We start from the raw sequence: 13,534 nt of genomic DNA on the forward strand, positions 1-13,534 counted from the left end.
CTTTTCATGTCATTCATCGTCTATTAGATGAACCTTAAAATTTAATTAATATGAAAAATATAAATCAATGCGAATGTAATTGCGAATCATGTCAGGATGGACGTTGTAAGGATTGTACTTGCAGCAATTGTACTTGTTCAAATTGCAATTGTTAAATAATAAGCAGTTCGGGTCATCACTTTGTTGCTCGAACTGTTTTTTATATCTTTAATTTATGACTACTTCAAAAGTTTGGACCTTGTACGCCAACGATCTTCGTCGCTTTATTATAAGTAAAGTAAAAGATGAAATCATTGCAGAAGATATACTTCAGGATACCTTCATTAAGGTGCATACAAAATTACATACACTTAAAGACGAATCGAAATTAAAGGCATGGCTATTTTCTATAGCTCGATATACACTTTTGGATTATTTTAAAACAAGTAATCCTCTTATTCCAGTTGAAGATTTAGAGCTAGAGTCAGAACCCAACATTAAAGAGCATACAGAGCATGACTGTCTTAGAAGCATTATTAAAAACTTACGTAAAAAATATAGAACACCTTTGTTTTTAGCCGACATAAAAGGTTTAAAGCAACAGGAAGTGGCGGATCAATTAGACCTACCTTTAGCTACAGTAAAGTCGCAGATTCAACGGGCTAGAAAACAGATTACTGAAGGTTTTATGGATTGCTGTGGGTTCAAAATGAATGATGATGGTCATTTAGTCGGGGAAATACAAGACAAAGCCGACTGTAAAGTATGTCATTAATAGTATATTTACAGAATATTAGCTAAATCATTAATCAAGCTACTATCTTAAACTAATCAATGTCTTTCAAAAAATTACACCCTTTATTAAAAGAATCATTAGAAAATGCAGATTACGAAACCTCTAATGCATTTCAGAAAAAAGTATTACCAACTCTAAAAGGCGGAGCAGATGCCTATCTTATTGCGCCTAAAGGAAGTGGTAAAACTACTGCGCTTATAATTGCTACCATTCAAAAATTAAAGGCTCAAGCGTTTGAAGACTCTCCAAGAGCTATCGTAGTCGCTAAGGATAAGCAAGAGGTCTTAGCCTTAAAAGATGAGTTCGAACGATTCACTAAGAATACAGATTTAAGAGTTTATGCACTTTATGACGAATATGATATCGAAAAACAAAAAGTTGAGGTTTACTACGGTCAAGACATAGTCATTGCAACACCTGCAAGGTTGAGCAAGCTGTATTTCTTAAATGGTATCCATATGGGAGAGGTTAAATTGTTTGCTATTGACGATGCCGACTTTTTAGGTAGAGGCAATGCCTATAATCTAATTTTACGCTTATCGGAAAGTATAGAGAAAAGTCAATTTGTAATTATTGCTGAAGAGATGAATTCAAAAATCTCGAATTATCAAAACTCATTTATGAGTAATGCACATATTTTAAAGCAGAAATAAGCTTTTTATAAAGTCATCATCCAATGGCGCTGTAGTTTTCTAAACTTGCGCAATTCGCCACGAAGAATAGGTAAATAATCTCTACCGTTACTGTTCGATCGTTCTAAACGTTTACAATTATTGTACAAACGTGAAATTAATCGGTCTAAGCTTTCTAAATGCTTGTATTTTTTATCTGAACAACTTTCGCGTTCTACATTTATAATTTTAGGTGTAAGACTTGTAGATTGCTGAACAATATCTCCTGAAAAATAGATATGATTATCTTCAGTGCCATCTTCATTTAATCTAGACAAATCTTGATTGAGATAGCTTGAAATGCTTTGAGAAAGCGCAACAATATCCATGGCCTTTTTATAAATAGGCAAATCAGATAAATGTGATGGTAAATTGTAACTCATAACTTTTCAATAGCAAGGAACACGAAATTAAGGACTAATATTGAAAGTTGACTTTAATTATTAAAGTAGAATTGTATATTTGCTTTAATAAATGTGTATTTAGTGTTAATTTTCTTTAAATGAGTATAGATAGTTTAAATTGGAAGATTTTAAAATGTTTACAAGAGAATGCACGCATGTCAAATGCCGAAATTGGTAGACGTGTGGGGATCACCTCACCAGCGGTTTCTGAACGTATAAAACGAATGGAAGATGCTGAAATTATTCAAGGATATACCACTTTTGTTTCCCCCTTTGAAGCTGGTTATCAGTTAAAAGCGTTGATAACGTTAAGAGCTTTTATGGGCATGCTAAAACCATTTTTAGAAAAGGTAAAGACCTATGATGAGGTTGTAAATTGTTACCGAATTACTGGAAATGAAAATATAGTCATGGAAGTGGTTTTAAAAAATCAAAAGCATTTAGAGACCTTCATTGATCAGTTGATTAGTTATGGTGAAACTAAAACACAAATTGTACTGTCTCATGTGATAAAGTATAAAGAGATAAAACCTATAAATTAGAGGTAATCCACCTTATGATTTAGCCCCTATTGGTGCTTTGTTTACAATATGATCAACAATTAATTTCGCATGAATTCTAGAGTTTTCTATAAACCATTTGTGTGTTTCCATTCCGCCACAAATTACGCCAGCCAAATAAAGACCTTCAATATTCGACTCCATAGTTTCTGAATTATATTTCGGGATATGTTTTTCGTCTTTTGAAAATTCAATTCCCGCCGCTTTTAAAAATTTAAAATTCGGTTGATAACCCGTTAAGGCAATCACATAATCGTTAGCTAAAGTTTTTTCACCATCTGGCGTATCGATTATAATGTCATGAGGCGTAATGGTTTTTATTTGAGAATTGAAATAAGCTTTTATACTACCTTCCTCAATTCGATTCAAAATATCTGGCTTTACCCAATATTTGACACGTTCACCAATAGCATCGCCTCTAATAATCATAGTTACTCTGCCTCCTTTTCTATAAATTTCTAAGGCGGCATCAACAGAGGAGTTACTAGCGCCAACCACAGCAATATCTTGTAAGGTAAATGGATGCGCTTCTTTATAATAATGAAAAACTTTTGGAAGCTCTTCACCTGGAACATTCAGTGGATTAGGAATATCGTAAAATCCTGTTGCGATAATGACTTTTTTAGTTTTGTAATTGGCCTTATCGGAGGTCACACTAAAACCAAAATCCGTTTTATCAATATTTAAAACAGCTTCATATAAGTTAATATTGAGATTATTAGACGTGGTAACTCGCCTGTAATATTCTAAAGCCTCGTTTCGTGTTGGTTTTGGATTGTTACTGATAAAGGGAATACCGTCAATTTCTAACTTTTCAGATGTTGAAAAAAAAGTCATATTCAACGGATAGTTAAATAATGAATTAGTTAAAGCTCCTTTTTCGAGTACTAAATAGCTGAGGTTTTGTTTTTTACACTCTAAGGCGCATGCAATACCTATAGGTCCTGCGCCAATAATTAATACGTCCAAATCTTCTTTTTTCAACATAAATTTAAAATTACACTTATTGATTGCATTTATAAAATTTAGTCTATTAAATATCTCTTAAATCTTAATCTTTATGTTGTATTTTTGAAATTTAAATAGAAAAATTATGCGAAATTTAGTACTCTTATTTACGGTTGTGTTTTTAGCAAGTTGTGGTCAGAAAAAAGTGATAGACTCGAATCTGACGCCATTTCAGAAAAAAATAAATTCAGAATTTAAGGATGCTTCTACTTCGCCTTTAAAAGCAAAAGACTTAAAAAACTTTGAAGGATTAGATTTCTTTCCATACGATTCCACTTTTGTGGTTACAGCAAATTTAAAGCGAACTCCAGGTACAGAATGGTTTGATATGAAAACAACAACAGATCGTTTGTCTAAAGAGCGTGTTTTTGGAGTTTTAAGCTTTGAGTTACATGGAAAAACCTATAATTTGAATGTGTATCAAGGTCAAGAAACCATGCAAACAGAAGGCTATGAGAATTATTTATTCCTACCGTTCTTAGATAATACAAATGGTTCTTCAACCTATGCAGGTGGACGTTATATCGATTTAAGCATTCCAAACGGAAACACGATGACAATTGATTTTAATTCGGCTTACAATCCCTATTGCGCTTACGATGAGAAATACTCTTGTCCAATTGTGCCAAGTGAAAACTATATAGACCTTGATGTAGAAGCAGGCGTAAAAGCATTTGTAAAATAGTTGGAGTAGAGGTGCGCTTATTTGGCTAAATAAAGCCCTAAAAACACAGCTAAGAATCCTATAACAAAACTAGCAATAGTATAAATCGCAAAACTTGTAAAGTCGCCTGACTTTAAGAATACATGATTTTCATAAGCAAAGGTAGAAAAGGTTGTAAAACCGCCACAAAACCCTGTGGCCAATAAGAGGGTCTGACTTTGAGAGAGTGTTTCATTTTTCGCTGCTAAACCGAGAATAATACCAATAAGTAAACTACCAATAATGTTTGCTGCAAAAGTTCCATAAGGAATTCCGTTTTCAAAATTATTGAGCCACTTTCCAATAATGAAGCGCAATACACTTCCAAAACCACCACCTAGGAATACTAAAATTATGTGCTTCAAACGACTTTAGTTTTTAAGTATTCAACTATTCTTCTACTGCTATATAAAGTTCTGTTCTCCAATCGGCAGGATTAGGATAATTTTCAGGCATTGTTAGATAGGTTTCTATCATTGGCCCAGATTCCTTAATCTTAAGATTATTGTCTGCAATATATTTCTTAGTCGCACCCCAAGCTTCTTTCAAATTGGAATAATCACCTTTTAAAAGAGTCTTTACCGTTCTGAAAGATTCTAACTGTCCTGTTAAGACTTCAGGCTCTTCAGAAATAATTCTCGAGTTGGTTGGAATACATGAAGAGAAAATAATAGCATCATTCGCTTCATCCCACTTGTGATAAATTACAAATGGTGTTCCTGCCATACTGATATTATGTGTAACGGCATAAGCACCCACTTTAGAAATGTGAGTTTGCATATTCTCTTTGAAATTATTGAACTTTGAAGAGGTGGTATTGTATAGATAATAACCACCACTGTGTTGTGTAACACCTTCAACTTTGATGCTATAAACTTTCATTTCAGCTTGAACAACACTATCTAACAACGTTAAACCTCTTTCAAACCTAGGTCCAATTTGTTTTTCCATTCCACCCATAAATGCTGAAAACATCTTAAAGCCAAATGGTAAATTATCTCCAGAAATGGTCCATGTTACGTTGGTAGTGCCATCATCGTTGGATTTAAAACTCCAATTAACATCAGAAATTGGATAATCTGCAAATTGCATTTCTTGTGTTATGGATGAATTCGGTTGAGTTTCAGTCGTAGTCATTCTACCAGTACCATCATCGTCTTTCCACTCATAAAAACTTTCAATGCCTTTTGTCTTTTCTGGAAGTGTAATTACCGTTTTAGGATTTTCTTCAACCCAAGGCGACCAGGATTCCCAATTTTTGAAATCAATAACATTGTTATATACCACAGACTGAGGTGCGTTAATGTTTTGAGTTCGGCTTACTTCGAATGAATTTGGTTGTACGGCAATATAAATGGATACTCCAATGACTAAGATTAAGAGTAATAATAAGACATATTTAAATGCTTTCATTATAGGGATTTTGTTTTGTAGTTGATCAAAGATAGTGATTTTATGATATGTGATATATATATTACATTTGTGTACAACTAAAATATAACAGAATGAATTTAAAATCACTATTTAAAATTTGTCTTTTGGCCCTATTAATTGTGGCTTGTAAGAATGACGTAAAAGAAAAGCCTGTAGCAAAAGCGGAAACGGAGAAAACTACAGAATTTGATTATACGGTTGAGCAATTTGCCGATATTAAAGTTTTACGTTATCAAATTCCAGGATGGGACAAGCTTACTTTAAAGGAGCAAAAATTGGTTTATTACCTTACTCAAGCAGGATTAGAAGGTAGAGATATCATCTGGGATCAAAATTACAGACATAACCTTACGATTAGAAAAGCATTAGAAAATGTGTACCAAAATTATGAAGGTGATAAATCATCTGATGATTGGAACAATTTTGAAACTTATTTAAAAAGAGTTTGGTTTAGTAATGGTATTCACCACCATTATTCAAGTGATAAGTTAAAGCCTGAGTTCTCTTCAGACTACTTGAAACAATTGTTAGCGGATACAAATACAACTTTAGAAGGTGAAGCTTTTGAGGTGATTTTTAATGATAAAGATCTTAAAAAAGTAGATCAGTCTAACGGAATTGATAATGTGGCTCAAAGTGCTGTAAACTTTTATGGACCTGGTGTTACTAATAAAGACGTCGTAGATTTCTACGCTAAAAAGAAATCTCCAGATGCTAAAAAGCCTTTGTCATTCGGTCTAAATTCTAAACTAGTTAAAGAGAATGGTGAGGTAAAAGAATTGGTGTATAAGTCAGGTGGACTTTATGGTGAAGCTATCGATAAAGTAGTGGAGTGGCTTGAAAAAGCTCAAGGTGTTGCAGAAAATCAAGCACAAGGTGATGCTATTGGTTTATTAATTAAATATTACAAGTCTGGTGATCTTCAAACTTGGGATGATTATAATGTAGCATGGACGGCTGCAACAGAGGGTAATATTGACTATATCAATAGTTTTATTGAAGTTTATCAAGATCCATTAGGTTATAAAGGGACTTATGAAAGTATTGTTCAGATTAAAGATTTCGACATGTCTGAAAAAATGGCTGTTCTTTCTGAAAATGCACAATGGTTTGAAGATAATTCAACATTGATGGATGAACATAAAAAGAAAAATGTTGTAGGTGTGACTTACAAAGTTGTAAACGTTGCAGGTGAAGCTGGAGATGCGTCGCCAAGTACACCAATTGGTGTGAACCTTCCAAATGCGAACTGGATTCGTGCTGCCGTAGGTAGTAAGTCTGTTTCTTTAGGAAACATTATTGAAGCGTATAATAATGCAGGAAGCTCTGGCAGATTGAAAGAGTTTGTTCACGATGAAGAAGAATTAGAATTAGAGAAAGAATACGGTCAAGTCGCTGATAAACTTCATACGGCACTTCACGAAGTTATTGGTCATGCCTCAGGACAATTAAACCCTGGAGTTGGTGAAACGAAAGAAACACTTAAAAATTATGCATCTACTTTAGAAGAAGGGCGTGCAGATTTAGTTGGACTTTATTATTTATACACTCCAAAACTTCAAGAACTAGGTTTAGTGGATGATTGGAAAAAAGTGGGAATGGCTGCTTACGATGGTTATATCCGTAATGGATTAATGACTCAATTAATTCGTCTTAACCTTGGAGATGATGTAGTACAAGCACATATGCGTAACCGTCAGTGGGTTTCTTCTTGGGTTTATGAAAAAGGAAAAGCTGACAATGTCATTGAGAAAGTGACTCGTGATGGAAAAACGTACTTCAACATTAACGACTACGAAAAATTACATGATTTATTCGGACAGTTATTAAGAGAAACTCAAAGAATTAAGAGTGAAGGTGATTACGATGCCGTTGAGAAATTAGTAGAAACTTACGGTGTAAAAGTAGATCAAGATCTTCATGCAGAAATATTAGAGCGTAACAAACAGTTTACATCTGCGCCTTATAGCGGATTTGTAAACCCTGTTTTAGTTCCTGAAACTAATGATGCTGGGGAGATTACTTCTATCAAAGTAACTCAACCGAAAGGATTTGCTGACCAGATGTTAAACTACAGTAAGGCGTATAACAACCTTCCTGAGGTTAACTAATTCAGTTGTAATATTAAATTGAAAAGCACTTACAGAAACGTAAGTGCTTTTTTTTGTTTTAATCGTGGTAAGAGGTTTAGATGTTTTTCTCCTCGATGTCCACTTCTGGTCTAATAAATTCAGACTTATATTTTTCTAAAAACTGCTTTTGTCTTGCGATCATGTCTTGAGTGATTTTGTCAATATCCATAAAGTCTTTACCGAAATCACTTCCAAAGAAATCATCATTGAAGAATCGCTGACTAAATAAAGAATCTTGAGCGAAGATATCTTCAAATCCATGATTTTCAAATCTCGAATAGTTGGAAAAGAATCGAGATTTAAAAGATTCTATTAAACTGTCTTTATCTAAGGTTGAAGGATAGTCGAATTTTTCACGTGAGGACCAAGAATAAATACTGTCGTATCTAATCAAATTGCCATACTCATCGTATTCCTTATCTACTTTCCAAGTGCCCTTAGGTTGTTCCGTAATCTGTGTGTCTTTTTCTTTTGTGATTTTTGTCCCATTATCCTGTCCGTGACAATTCACACTAAATACGGCTGCTAAAGCTATTAAAAGATATTTTTTCATAATTATAAATTTTAAAATTAGACCTCAGATTTATTGATACCATAAGAATGTGAGCGTAATGTTGTAAAGGAACAGAGGAGACTAAATGGTCTCCTTCTGTATACTTTAAACTAATAAATTAAGGTGTATTATGAAATTTCAATACTTCTCACAGGCTTTTGTTTTACCTCTTCCTTTTTAGGTAAATGAATATTTAAAATACCATTTTCATATTTAGCATTGATATGGTCTTCATTTATACTTTCTGGTAAAGTGAATACTCGTTTGAATGAAGAATATCCAAATTCTCTACGCGTATAATTCTCTTCTGTGTGTTCTTTCTCTTCCTTGACTTCTGTAGAAATCGATAATGTATCATTGTCAAGGTCAATTTTGAAATCTGATTTATTTAAGCCAGGAACAGCCATTTCAACTTCAAATGCGTCCTCTGTTTCTTTTATATTTACTTTAGGAGAAGACATTCCCGTATTAAAATTAGAAGTAAATACCGATGGTAATTCTCTGTTAAACATCTCATCTATCCAACTAGACCATGTAGGGAAGCTTATATTTGAATTAGTGTTCGACAAACCTCCACTTTTTGGAACATTTACTAAATTGCTCATAAGTATAAATTTTTAAATTAAACATTATTTCAAATCTGAAATCGTTATGTGATTTCGCTTATATAATGGCAAAATAAATGCCAATTATAATATTTGTGGTTTGTAGGCTTTATTTACTTGATTTCTTTTTGCTGTATGACAAAATTTCAGTATAATTATTTAAAATTTCGTTAAAACATTGACATGTTGTCATTTCACATAGACGAAATGCGCTGATTGTATAATTTTAATTCATGGGTTTATGACTATTGCAGAATTAATAAGTAAGGTGTTTTTACCATTATCTCTTGCTATAATTATGCTAGGAATGGGAATGACACTAGTTCCCTCTGATTTTACGAGAATTTTTAAGTATCCTAAAGCTATTCTTATTGGTCTTACCAATCAGCTTATCTTATTGCCATTAATAGGGTTTTCATTAGCCGTAATATTTAATTTAAGTCCATTAATGGCTGTTGGATTAATGATATTAGCTACCTGTCCAGGAGGTCCAACAAGTAATTTAATTACTCAGGTTTGTAAAGGAAATATTGCCTTATCCGTGTCATTAACGGCTTTAGCAAGTGTATTAAGTATTGTTTCAATTCCTTTCTTACTATCTATTGCTTTAAATTACTTTGGTATTGAAACAGATATGGCTATTAAGTTGCCTGTAGGAGATACAATTCTTCAAATCATGGTTATAACGGTTATTCCGATATCAATAGGCATGCTTATACGTAGATTTAAAACAGAATTTGCTTTAGGTCTCGAGAAAACCATGCGAATCGCTTCAACCATTATCTTTATTTTAGTCTTTATTTTGGTGTTTGCGGCAAACTTAGATAGCATTGCAAAGGCGATGAAGGAGGTCGGTGTGGTTACCTTACTTTTAAATATACTTACTATGTTCGTCGGGTTTTTATCGGCACGATTATTTAAATTAGACCTTAAGAGTTCTATTTCAATTACTGTTGAAAGTGGGATTCAAAATGGCACTTTAGCCATAGTCATCGCGTATTCTATATTAGAAAACGTAGAAATTGGAATTCCCACTTTAGCCTATTCTATTTGGATGTTTATAACTGGTGGCATATTAATGTGGCTGATGAGCAGGAGAACTTTTGCAGAACTTAAAGAGAACGATTTGTAATTAAGTTAGTAGCATGATTGCATTATTTTTCTAAAACTATGTCTGAATTTAATTGACTTACCAACTATATAGGATTAAGACTATCTACAAAGGTTTATATACCAACTACCCATTAATTCTTTTTTAATCGTTTGATATTCAATATCTTTATAAGATTATTAACCTATTAAATATTTATATTTTATGAAAACCACAACAATTTTTAAACCTCTTTCATTTGCATTAATTATATTTTCTTTCGTTGCTTTATTTTCATGTGACAGTGATGATGATGGCGGTCCAGATAATCCTTCAAACGATATTGTTGGCATATGGGATGTGACTTCTTTAAATTTTAGTGCTAACGCAGATGGTATGCCTCTGACAGGAGAGGTCATAAACCTCGATGAAATTAATGCTAAGCTTAATTTTAAAGCAAATGGAGAATTAACATCTAGTTCCGATAGTGGTTATCAATTAGAGCTAACTGCAGCAGGGCAATCTTTCGTAATTCCTGTCGACCCATTCACAGGGGCAGGAACTTGGGTAAAAACCGGAAGTACTTTAACAATAACTGATGAAGAAGGTACATCTGTATTTCAAATTGAATCTTTGACGAGTTCCAAATTAGTTCTAAAAGGAAATGAAGCTCCTGGAGGTAATGGAGAAGGCGAGTATACTGATGTCGATTATACTATGGTACTTAATAGATAGGCTCTTAAGTATCTATTAATTTACAAAAACAAGGACTTCTAACCTAACAGGTGGGAAGTCCTTGTTTTATAAAAAGAACAAAACATTTAGGCTATCTGTTTGGACATTGTAGAGAGCATCGACTCAGAGTTCACTTGTTTAACCGAGTAGATTTTGCAAGGCTGGTTTTAAATTCACGAAATCAAAACTGAATCCCTCTTCTTCTGCTTTTTTTGAACAAACCCTTTGTGAATCAAATAATAATATATGCATTTCTCCTAAAACTAATTTCATAACAAACTTAGGAATGTTAGGTAGTATAAGTGGCCGATCTAAAATATGAGCAGCAGCTTTTGTTAATTCTTCATTACTTACTGGATTAGGAGCAACCCCATTATAAACGCCTTCAAAGTTATTTTGGACCGCATACACAAATAAGGAGGCAAGATCTTCTATATGAATCCAACTTTGCCATTGTTTACCACTTCCAAAAGCAGCCCCAACTCCATATTTTATAGGTTTGATTATTTGCGGTAAGGCGCCACCATCCTCAGCTAATACCAATCCAATTCTAATTTTAGCCACACGAACTCCCAATGCTTCAAAATTATCTACAGCAGCTTCCCATTCCGATACTACTTTTCCTAGAAAAGAATCTGAAACGCCATTATTTGTTTCATCATAGTAATTCGTTAAACTACTTGGATAAACACCAATAGCACTTGCGGAAACGACTTGTTCAATTTTGTAATTATGTGTCTTAATGGTGTCTTGAAGTAGTTGAGCAGTTTTAGTTCTACTTTCAATAATTACTTTTTTATAATCGTCTGTCCAACGTTTAGAAATAGAAGCCCCAACCATATTGATAATCCCAGAAACACCATCTAGACATTTATGGTCAATCTCATTATTATTTGGATTCCAGTAGAAACCCTTGTAATTAGGTTCTGTGCTAAGTTTAGACTTTGATGTTGTAAGGTAATGAACATTTATACCTTGTCTATGACATTGTTTAACGATTTCTTTTCCAATTAATCCTGTAGCACCTGTTATTAAAACTGTCATTTCTTACTTTTAAGTCAAAGATACAATAGGTAATACTAGTGGGAATGGACTTTAGTTTGGATTTAACGTTTAGGTCTAAGAGGTATGTGGTGATAGGTGTTTATTTCTAACTTATTCATTCAGAAAAGGTTTAGTGGCTCTTAGCATTTCTCGTTTGCCAGGAGGACCTGGGAGACGTTCTACTAAAAAGCCAACAGCTTGCATAGCGCGCCTTACACTGCCTTTGGCCGAATAGGTAACTAAAATGCCATTCTCCTTCAACGCGTTAAGCATAAGTTTGAAAATTTCTTCAGTCCACAATTCAGGTTGAACACGAGCACCAAAAGCATCAAAGTAAACGATATTAAATTCGTTATGGTAATCTAGATCTTTAAAAAACTTCTGTTGCTTTTCTAAGTGGAAGTCAGATGAAATCGCATGTGTGGTTTCCCACGATGTTTTATGAAGTTCTTCAAAAATGGCTTTGCGGTGTTTTGCAATTAAATCGACATAATTAAGTTGTTCAATTTCATCTAATAAAACGGGATAGGCTTCTACTCCTGTGTAGTGAATTGGTAGTGCTCTCTTTTCTGCTTCAATAAAGGTTAAGAAGGCGTTCAAACCTGTGCCGAAACCTATTTCCAAAATATTAATGCTGTTATTTTTGTCTATTTGTTCGTTACTATTGCCTGAGGGCATAGTCTCGGAATAATGAAATAAACCGTGTTTTATAAAAACATGGATAGCCTCTTGAACGGCGCCATGAATAGAATGATATTGCTCATTCCATTCTTCAATTTGTATGGTTTTTGAACCATCTGAAGTTGTGATTATTTTTCGTTTCAATTTTACTGAATCAGTAGTTTTTTAATTCTTGGAATAGGTCCTGTACATTCCGTTTTATGGCAATTCAAACAATTATTTATTGCTTCGTTATAACGGTCTTTTAAATTTTTATTGGAAAGTGTATCTACAACGGCTTCTTGAGATGCAATGAAGACATTGACGAAACTCTTCCAATTTTGAGATCTAGATTTTCCATCGGTCATCTCTGCTGAATGAAGTTTCAACAAATCCAAAGACATTGAATTCGGCACCTCTCCATCCATAATTTTTGCTTTTAACTGCTGGTTGTAGGCGTACATTAGATTCATGAAATCTGCCATTTCTGAAGGTTGATACATGTCGTATTTCACCATTGGCTTAACAGGTTCCTGAGTTAGTTTTCCTTCATCTTTACAGCATAAGAACATGAAAAAGGACAGGCAGACAATATATAGGTGATTATTCTTCAAGTAAAACACCGTCAGCTTCAAAGCGATATTCTAATTTAGGTTCTGTAATTGCTGCGATTTCTTCAGTAGGTTTTCCTGCATCCTCCGCATAATGCTTTAATTCTTCAACTGAAGTTTCTGTTATATAGGCTTTTCCATTAAGGACTACATGGCCTTCAGCATTTAAAGGCATGAAAAAACCGTAGTCTTTAAATGTCACCATTACCTCATTTGCACCGTCTACATCAACTTTCATCCAGCATCCTTTTTTAGAACAAACTTCTTTGATTTCGCCTTTTATTTTAGAAGTTAAAGTATCGCCAACTTTCATGTTTTTGTACTTCTCCATAATGGTTTCAGCAGAAAACACATCCGAATCATTAATTTCATCTCCAAAGGAAGCATATGCTATTTCTTTAGTGGTCTCTTGAATATTTTCTTCTGTGGATTCCGTATTGTTTTTACAAGAGAATGCAGCCAAGCAAATAGCTATAAGTAGTACAGATTTTTTCATTGTGAGTATATTGTGAATTGAATAATATTGAATTGCTAATTTAATCAATTTAA

Annotated in this window: 17 protein-coding genes; 7 read left to right on the top strand and 10 right to left on the bottom strand. The window is 33.6% G+C overall.

The annotated features are described in order from the left end of the window. The first annotated feature begins 214 nt into the window (after positions 1-214). Positions 215-754, top strand: a complete 540-nt coding sequence (locus DFQ11_RS09155; protein ID WP_110475585.1) for a sigma-70 family RNA polymerase sigma factor — start codon at positions 215-217, stop codon at positions 752-754. A gap of 59 nt (positions 755-813) precedes the next feature. Continuing rightward, positions 814-1,428: a DEAD/DEAH box helicase gene (locus DFQ11_RS09160; protein WP_110475586.1), complete on the top strand. Its 615-nt coding sequence runs from the start codon at positions 814-816 to the stop codon at positions 1,426-1,428. A gap of 5 nt (positions 1,429-1,433) precedes the next feature. On the opposite strand, the gene DFQ11_RS09165 is transcribed toward DFQ11_RS09160, so the two are convergent. Further along, on the bottom strand, positions 1,434-1,829 hold the full coding sequence (locus DFQ11_RS09165; RefSeq protein ID WP_110475587.1) for a hypothetical protein: 396 nt from the start codon (positions 1,827-1,829) through the stop codon (positions 1,434-1,436). A gap of 119 nt (positions 1,830-1,948) precedes the next feature. Here DFQ11_RS09165 and DFQ11_RS09170 point away from each other — a divergent pair, with 119 nt between their 5' ends. Continuing rightward, positions 1,949-2,392, top strand: a complete 444-nt coding sequence (locus DFQ11_RS09170; RefSeq protein WP_110475588.1) for an Lrp/AsnC family transcriptional regulator — start codon at positions 1,949-1,951, stop codon at positions 2,390-2,392. 12 nt (positions 2,393-2,404) lie between these two features. Here the strand turns inward: DFQ11_RS09170 and DFQ11_RS09175 are convergent, their stop codons facing one another. Continuing rightward, positions 2,405-3,397, bottom strand: coding sequence for a YpdA family putative bacillithiol disulfide reductase (locus DFQ11_RS09175; RefSeq protein WP_110475589.1), 993 nt, complete (start codon positions 3,395-3,397; stop codon positions 2,405-2,407). A 106-nt stretch (positions 3,398-3,503) separates the two neighbouring features. Between DFQ11_RS09175 and DFQ11_RS09180 the strand changes: the two genes are divergently transcribed. Next, positions 3,504-4,103 (top strand): DUF1684 domain-containing protein, encoded by a 600-nt coding sequence (locus DFQ11_RS09180; protein ID WP_110475590.1) that lies wholly within the window; start codon positions 3,504-3,506, stop codon positions 4,101-4,103. A gap of 17 nt (positions 4,104-4,120) precedes the next feature. On the opposite strand, the gene crcB is transcribed toward DFQ11_RS09180, so the two are convergent. Both crcB and DFQ11_RS09190 read right to left on the bottom strand, forming a co-directional pair. Continuing rightward, positions 4,121-4,486 (bottom strand): fluoride efflux transporter CrcB, encoded by a 366-nt coding sequence (gene crcB, locus DFQ11_RS09185; RefSeq protein ID WP_110475591.1) that lies wholly within the window; start codon positions 4,484-4,486, stop codon positions 4,121-4,123. 25 nt (positions 4,487-4,511) lie between these two features. Further along, a complete protein-coding gene (locus DFQ11_RS09190) occupies positions 4,512-5,534 on the bottom strand; it encodes an SRPBCC family protein (protein WP_110475592.1) in 1,023 nt (340 codons plus the stop codon). 92 nt (positions 5,535-5,626) lie between these two features. On the opposite strand from DFQ11_RS09190, the gene DFQ11_RS09195 reads away from it, so the two are divergent. Next, on the top strand, positions 5,627-7,666 hold the full coding sequence (locus DFQ11_RS09195; protein WP_110475593.1) for a dipeptidyl-peptidase 3 family protein: 2,040 nt from the start codon (positions 5,627-5,629) through the stop codon (positions 7,664-7,666). Between the two features lie 76 nt (positions 7,667-7,742). Here the strand turns inward: DFQ11_RS09195 and DFQ11_RS09200 are convergent, their stop codons facing one another. Both DFQ11_RS09200 and DFQ11_RS09205 read right to left on the bottom strand, forming a co-directional pair. After that, the gene (locus tag DFQ11_RS09200) at positions 7,743-8,240 is read right to left on the bottom strand and encodes a hypothetical protein (RefSeq protein WP_110475594.1); all 498 of its coding nucleotides are present in this window, start codon (positions 8,238-8,240) and stop codon (positions 7,743-7,745) included. A gap of 128 nt (positions 8,241-8,368) precedes the next feature. Beyond that, positions 8,369-8,845 carry an Hsp20/alpha crystallin family protein gene (locus DFQ11_RS09205; protein ID WP_110475595.1) on the bottom strand — a complete coding sequence of 159 codons (477 nt, stop codon included), beginning with the start codon at positions 8,843-8,845 and terminating at the stop codon, positions 8,369-8,371. A 241-nt stretch (positions 8,846-9,086) separates the two neighbouring features. On the opposite strand from DFQ11_RS09205, the gene DFQ11_RS09210 reads away from it, so the two are divergent. Together DFQ11_RS09210 and DFQ11_RS09215 are read left to right on the top strand one after the other, a co-directional pair. Next, on the top strand, positions 9,087-9,977 hold the full coding sequence (locus DFQ11_RS09210) for a bile acid:sodium symporter family protein (RefSeq protein ID WP_110475596.1): 891 nt from the start codon (positions 9,087-9,089) through the stop codon (positions 9,975-9,977). Positions 9,978-10,160: 183 nt separating this feature from the next. Beyond that, positions 10,161-10,670: a lipocalin family protein gene (locus DFQ11_RS09215; RefSeq protein ID WP_110475597.1), complete on the top strand. Its 510-nt coding sequence runs from the start codon at positions 10,161-10,163 to the stop codon at positions 10,668-10,670. A gap of 138 nt (positions 10,671-10,808) precedes the next feature. Here the strand turns inward: DFQ11_RS09215 and DFQ11_RS09220 are convergent, their stop codons facing one another. The 4 genes from DFQ11_RS09220 to DFQ11_RS09235 form a co-directional block, all read right to left on the bottom strand. Beyond that, entirely contained in the window at positions 10,809-11,714 is a 906-nt protein-coding gene (locus DFQ11_RS09220; RefSeq protein WP_110475598.1) for a TIGR01777 family oxidoreductase, read from the bottom strand. A 111-nt stretch (positions 11,715-11,825) separates the two neighbouring features. Continuing rightward, the gene (gene mnmD / locus DFQ11_RS09225; protein WP_110475599.1) at positions 11,826-12,539 is read right to left on the bottom strand and encodes a tRNA (5-methylaminomethyl-2-thiouridine)(34)-methyltransferase MnmD; all 714 of its coding nucleotides are present in this window, start codon (positions 12,537-12,539) and stop codon (positions 11,826-11,828) included. Positions 12,540-12,541: 2 nt separating this feature from the next. Then, entirely contained in the window at positions 12,542-12,892 is a 351-nt protein-coding gene (locus DFQ11_RS09230; RefSeq protein WP_189343011.1) for a hypothetical protein, read from the bottom strand. Between the two features lie 85 nt (positions 12,893-12,977). After that, positions 12,978-13,481: a DUF4920 domain-containing protein gene (locus tag DFQ11_RS09235; RefSeq protein ID WP_110475601.1), complete on the bottom strand. Its 504-nt coding sequence runs from the start codon at positions 13,479-13,481 to the stop codon at positions 12,978-12,980. Positions 13,482-13,534: the final 53 nt, after the last annotated feature.

Origin of the sequence: Winogradskyella epiphytica (genome assembly GCF_003217215.1) — a bacterium.
GTDB classification, from domain to species: domain Bacteria; phylum Bacteroidota; class Bacteroidia; order Flavobacteriales; family Flavobacteriaceae; genus Winogradskyella; species Winogradskyella epiphytica.

Excerpts from the sequence above, each read along its gene's own strand:
- DFQ11_RS09155 (WP_110475585.1), top strand. The coding sequence starts at position 215 with ATGACTACTTCAAAAGTTTGGACCTTGTACGCCAACGATCTTCGTCGC.
- DFQ11_RS09160 (WP_110475586.1), top strand. The coding sequence starts at position 814 with ATGTCTTTCAAAAAATTACACCCTTTATTAAAAGAATCATTAGAAAAT.
- DFQ11_RS09165 (WP_110475587.1), bottom strand. The coding sequence starts at position 1,829 with ATGAGTTACAATTTACCATCACATTTATCTGATTTGCCTATTTATAAA.
- DFQ11_RS09170 (WP_110475588.1), top strand. The coding sequence starts at position 1,949 with ATGAGTATAGATAGTTTAAATTGGAAGATTTTAAAATGTTTACAAGAG.
- DFQ11_RS09175 (WP_110475589.1), bottom strand. The coding sequence starts at position 3,397 with ATGTTGAAAAAAGAAGATTTGGACGTATTAATTATTGGCGCAGGACCT.
- DFQ11_RS09180 (WP_110475590.1), top strand. The coding sequence starts at position 3,504 with ATGCGAAATTTAGTACTCTTATTTACGGTTGTGTTTTTAGCAAGTTGT.
- DFQ11_RS09190 (WP_110475592.1), bottom strand. The coding sequence starts at position 5,534 with ATGAAAGCATTTAAATATGTCTTATTATTACTCTTAATCTTAGTCATT.
- DFQ11_RS09195 (WP_110475593.1), top strand. The coding sequence starts at position 5,627 with ATGAATTTAAAATCACTATTTAAAATTTGTCTTTTGGCCCTATTAATT.
- DFQ11_RS09200 (WP_110475594.1), bottom strand. The coding sequence starts at position 8,240 with ATGAAAAAATATCTTTTAATAGCTTTAGCAGCCGTATTTAGTGTGAAT.
- DFQ11_RS09205 (WP_110475595.1), bottom strand. The coding sequence starts at position 8,845 with ATGAGCAATTTAGTAAATGTTCCAAAAAGTGGAGGTTTGTCGAACACT.
- DFQ11_RS09210 (WP_110475596.1), top strand. The coding sequence starts at position 9,087 with ATGACTATTGCAGAATTAATAAGTAAGGTGTTTTTACCATTATCTCTT.
- DFQ11_RS09215 (WP_110475597.1), top strand. The coding sequence starts at position 10,161 with ATGAAAACCACAACAATTTTTAAACCTCTTTCATTTGCATTAATTATA.
- DFQ11_RS09220 (WP_110475598.1), bottom strand. The coding sequence starts at position 11,714 with ATGACAGTTTTAATAACAGGTGCTACAGGATTAATTGGAAAAGAAATC.
- DFQ11_RS09230 (WP_189343011.1), bottom strand. The coding sequence starts at position 12,892 with ATGGTGAAATACGACATGTATCAACCTTCAGAAATGGCAGATTTCATG.
- DFQ11_RS09235 (WP_110475601.1), bottom strand. The coding sequence starts at position 13,481 with ATGAAAAAATCTGTACTACTTATAGCTATTTGCTTGGCTGCATTCTCT.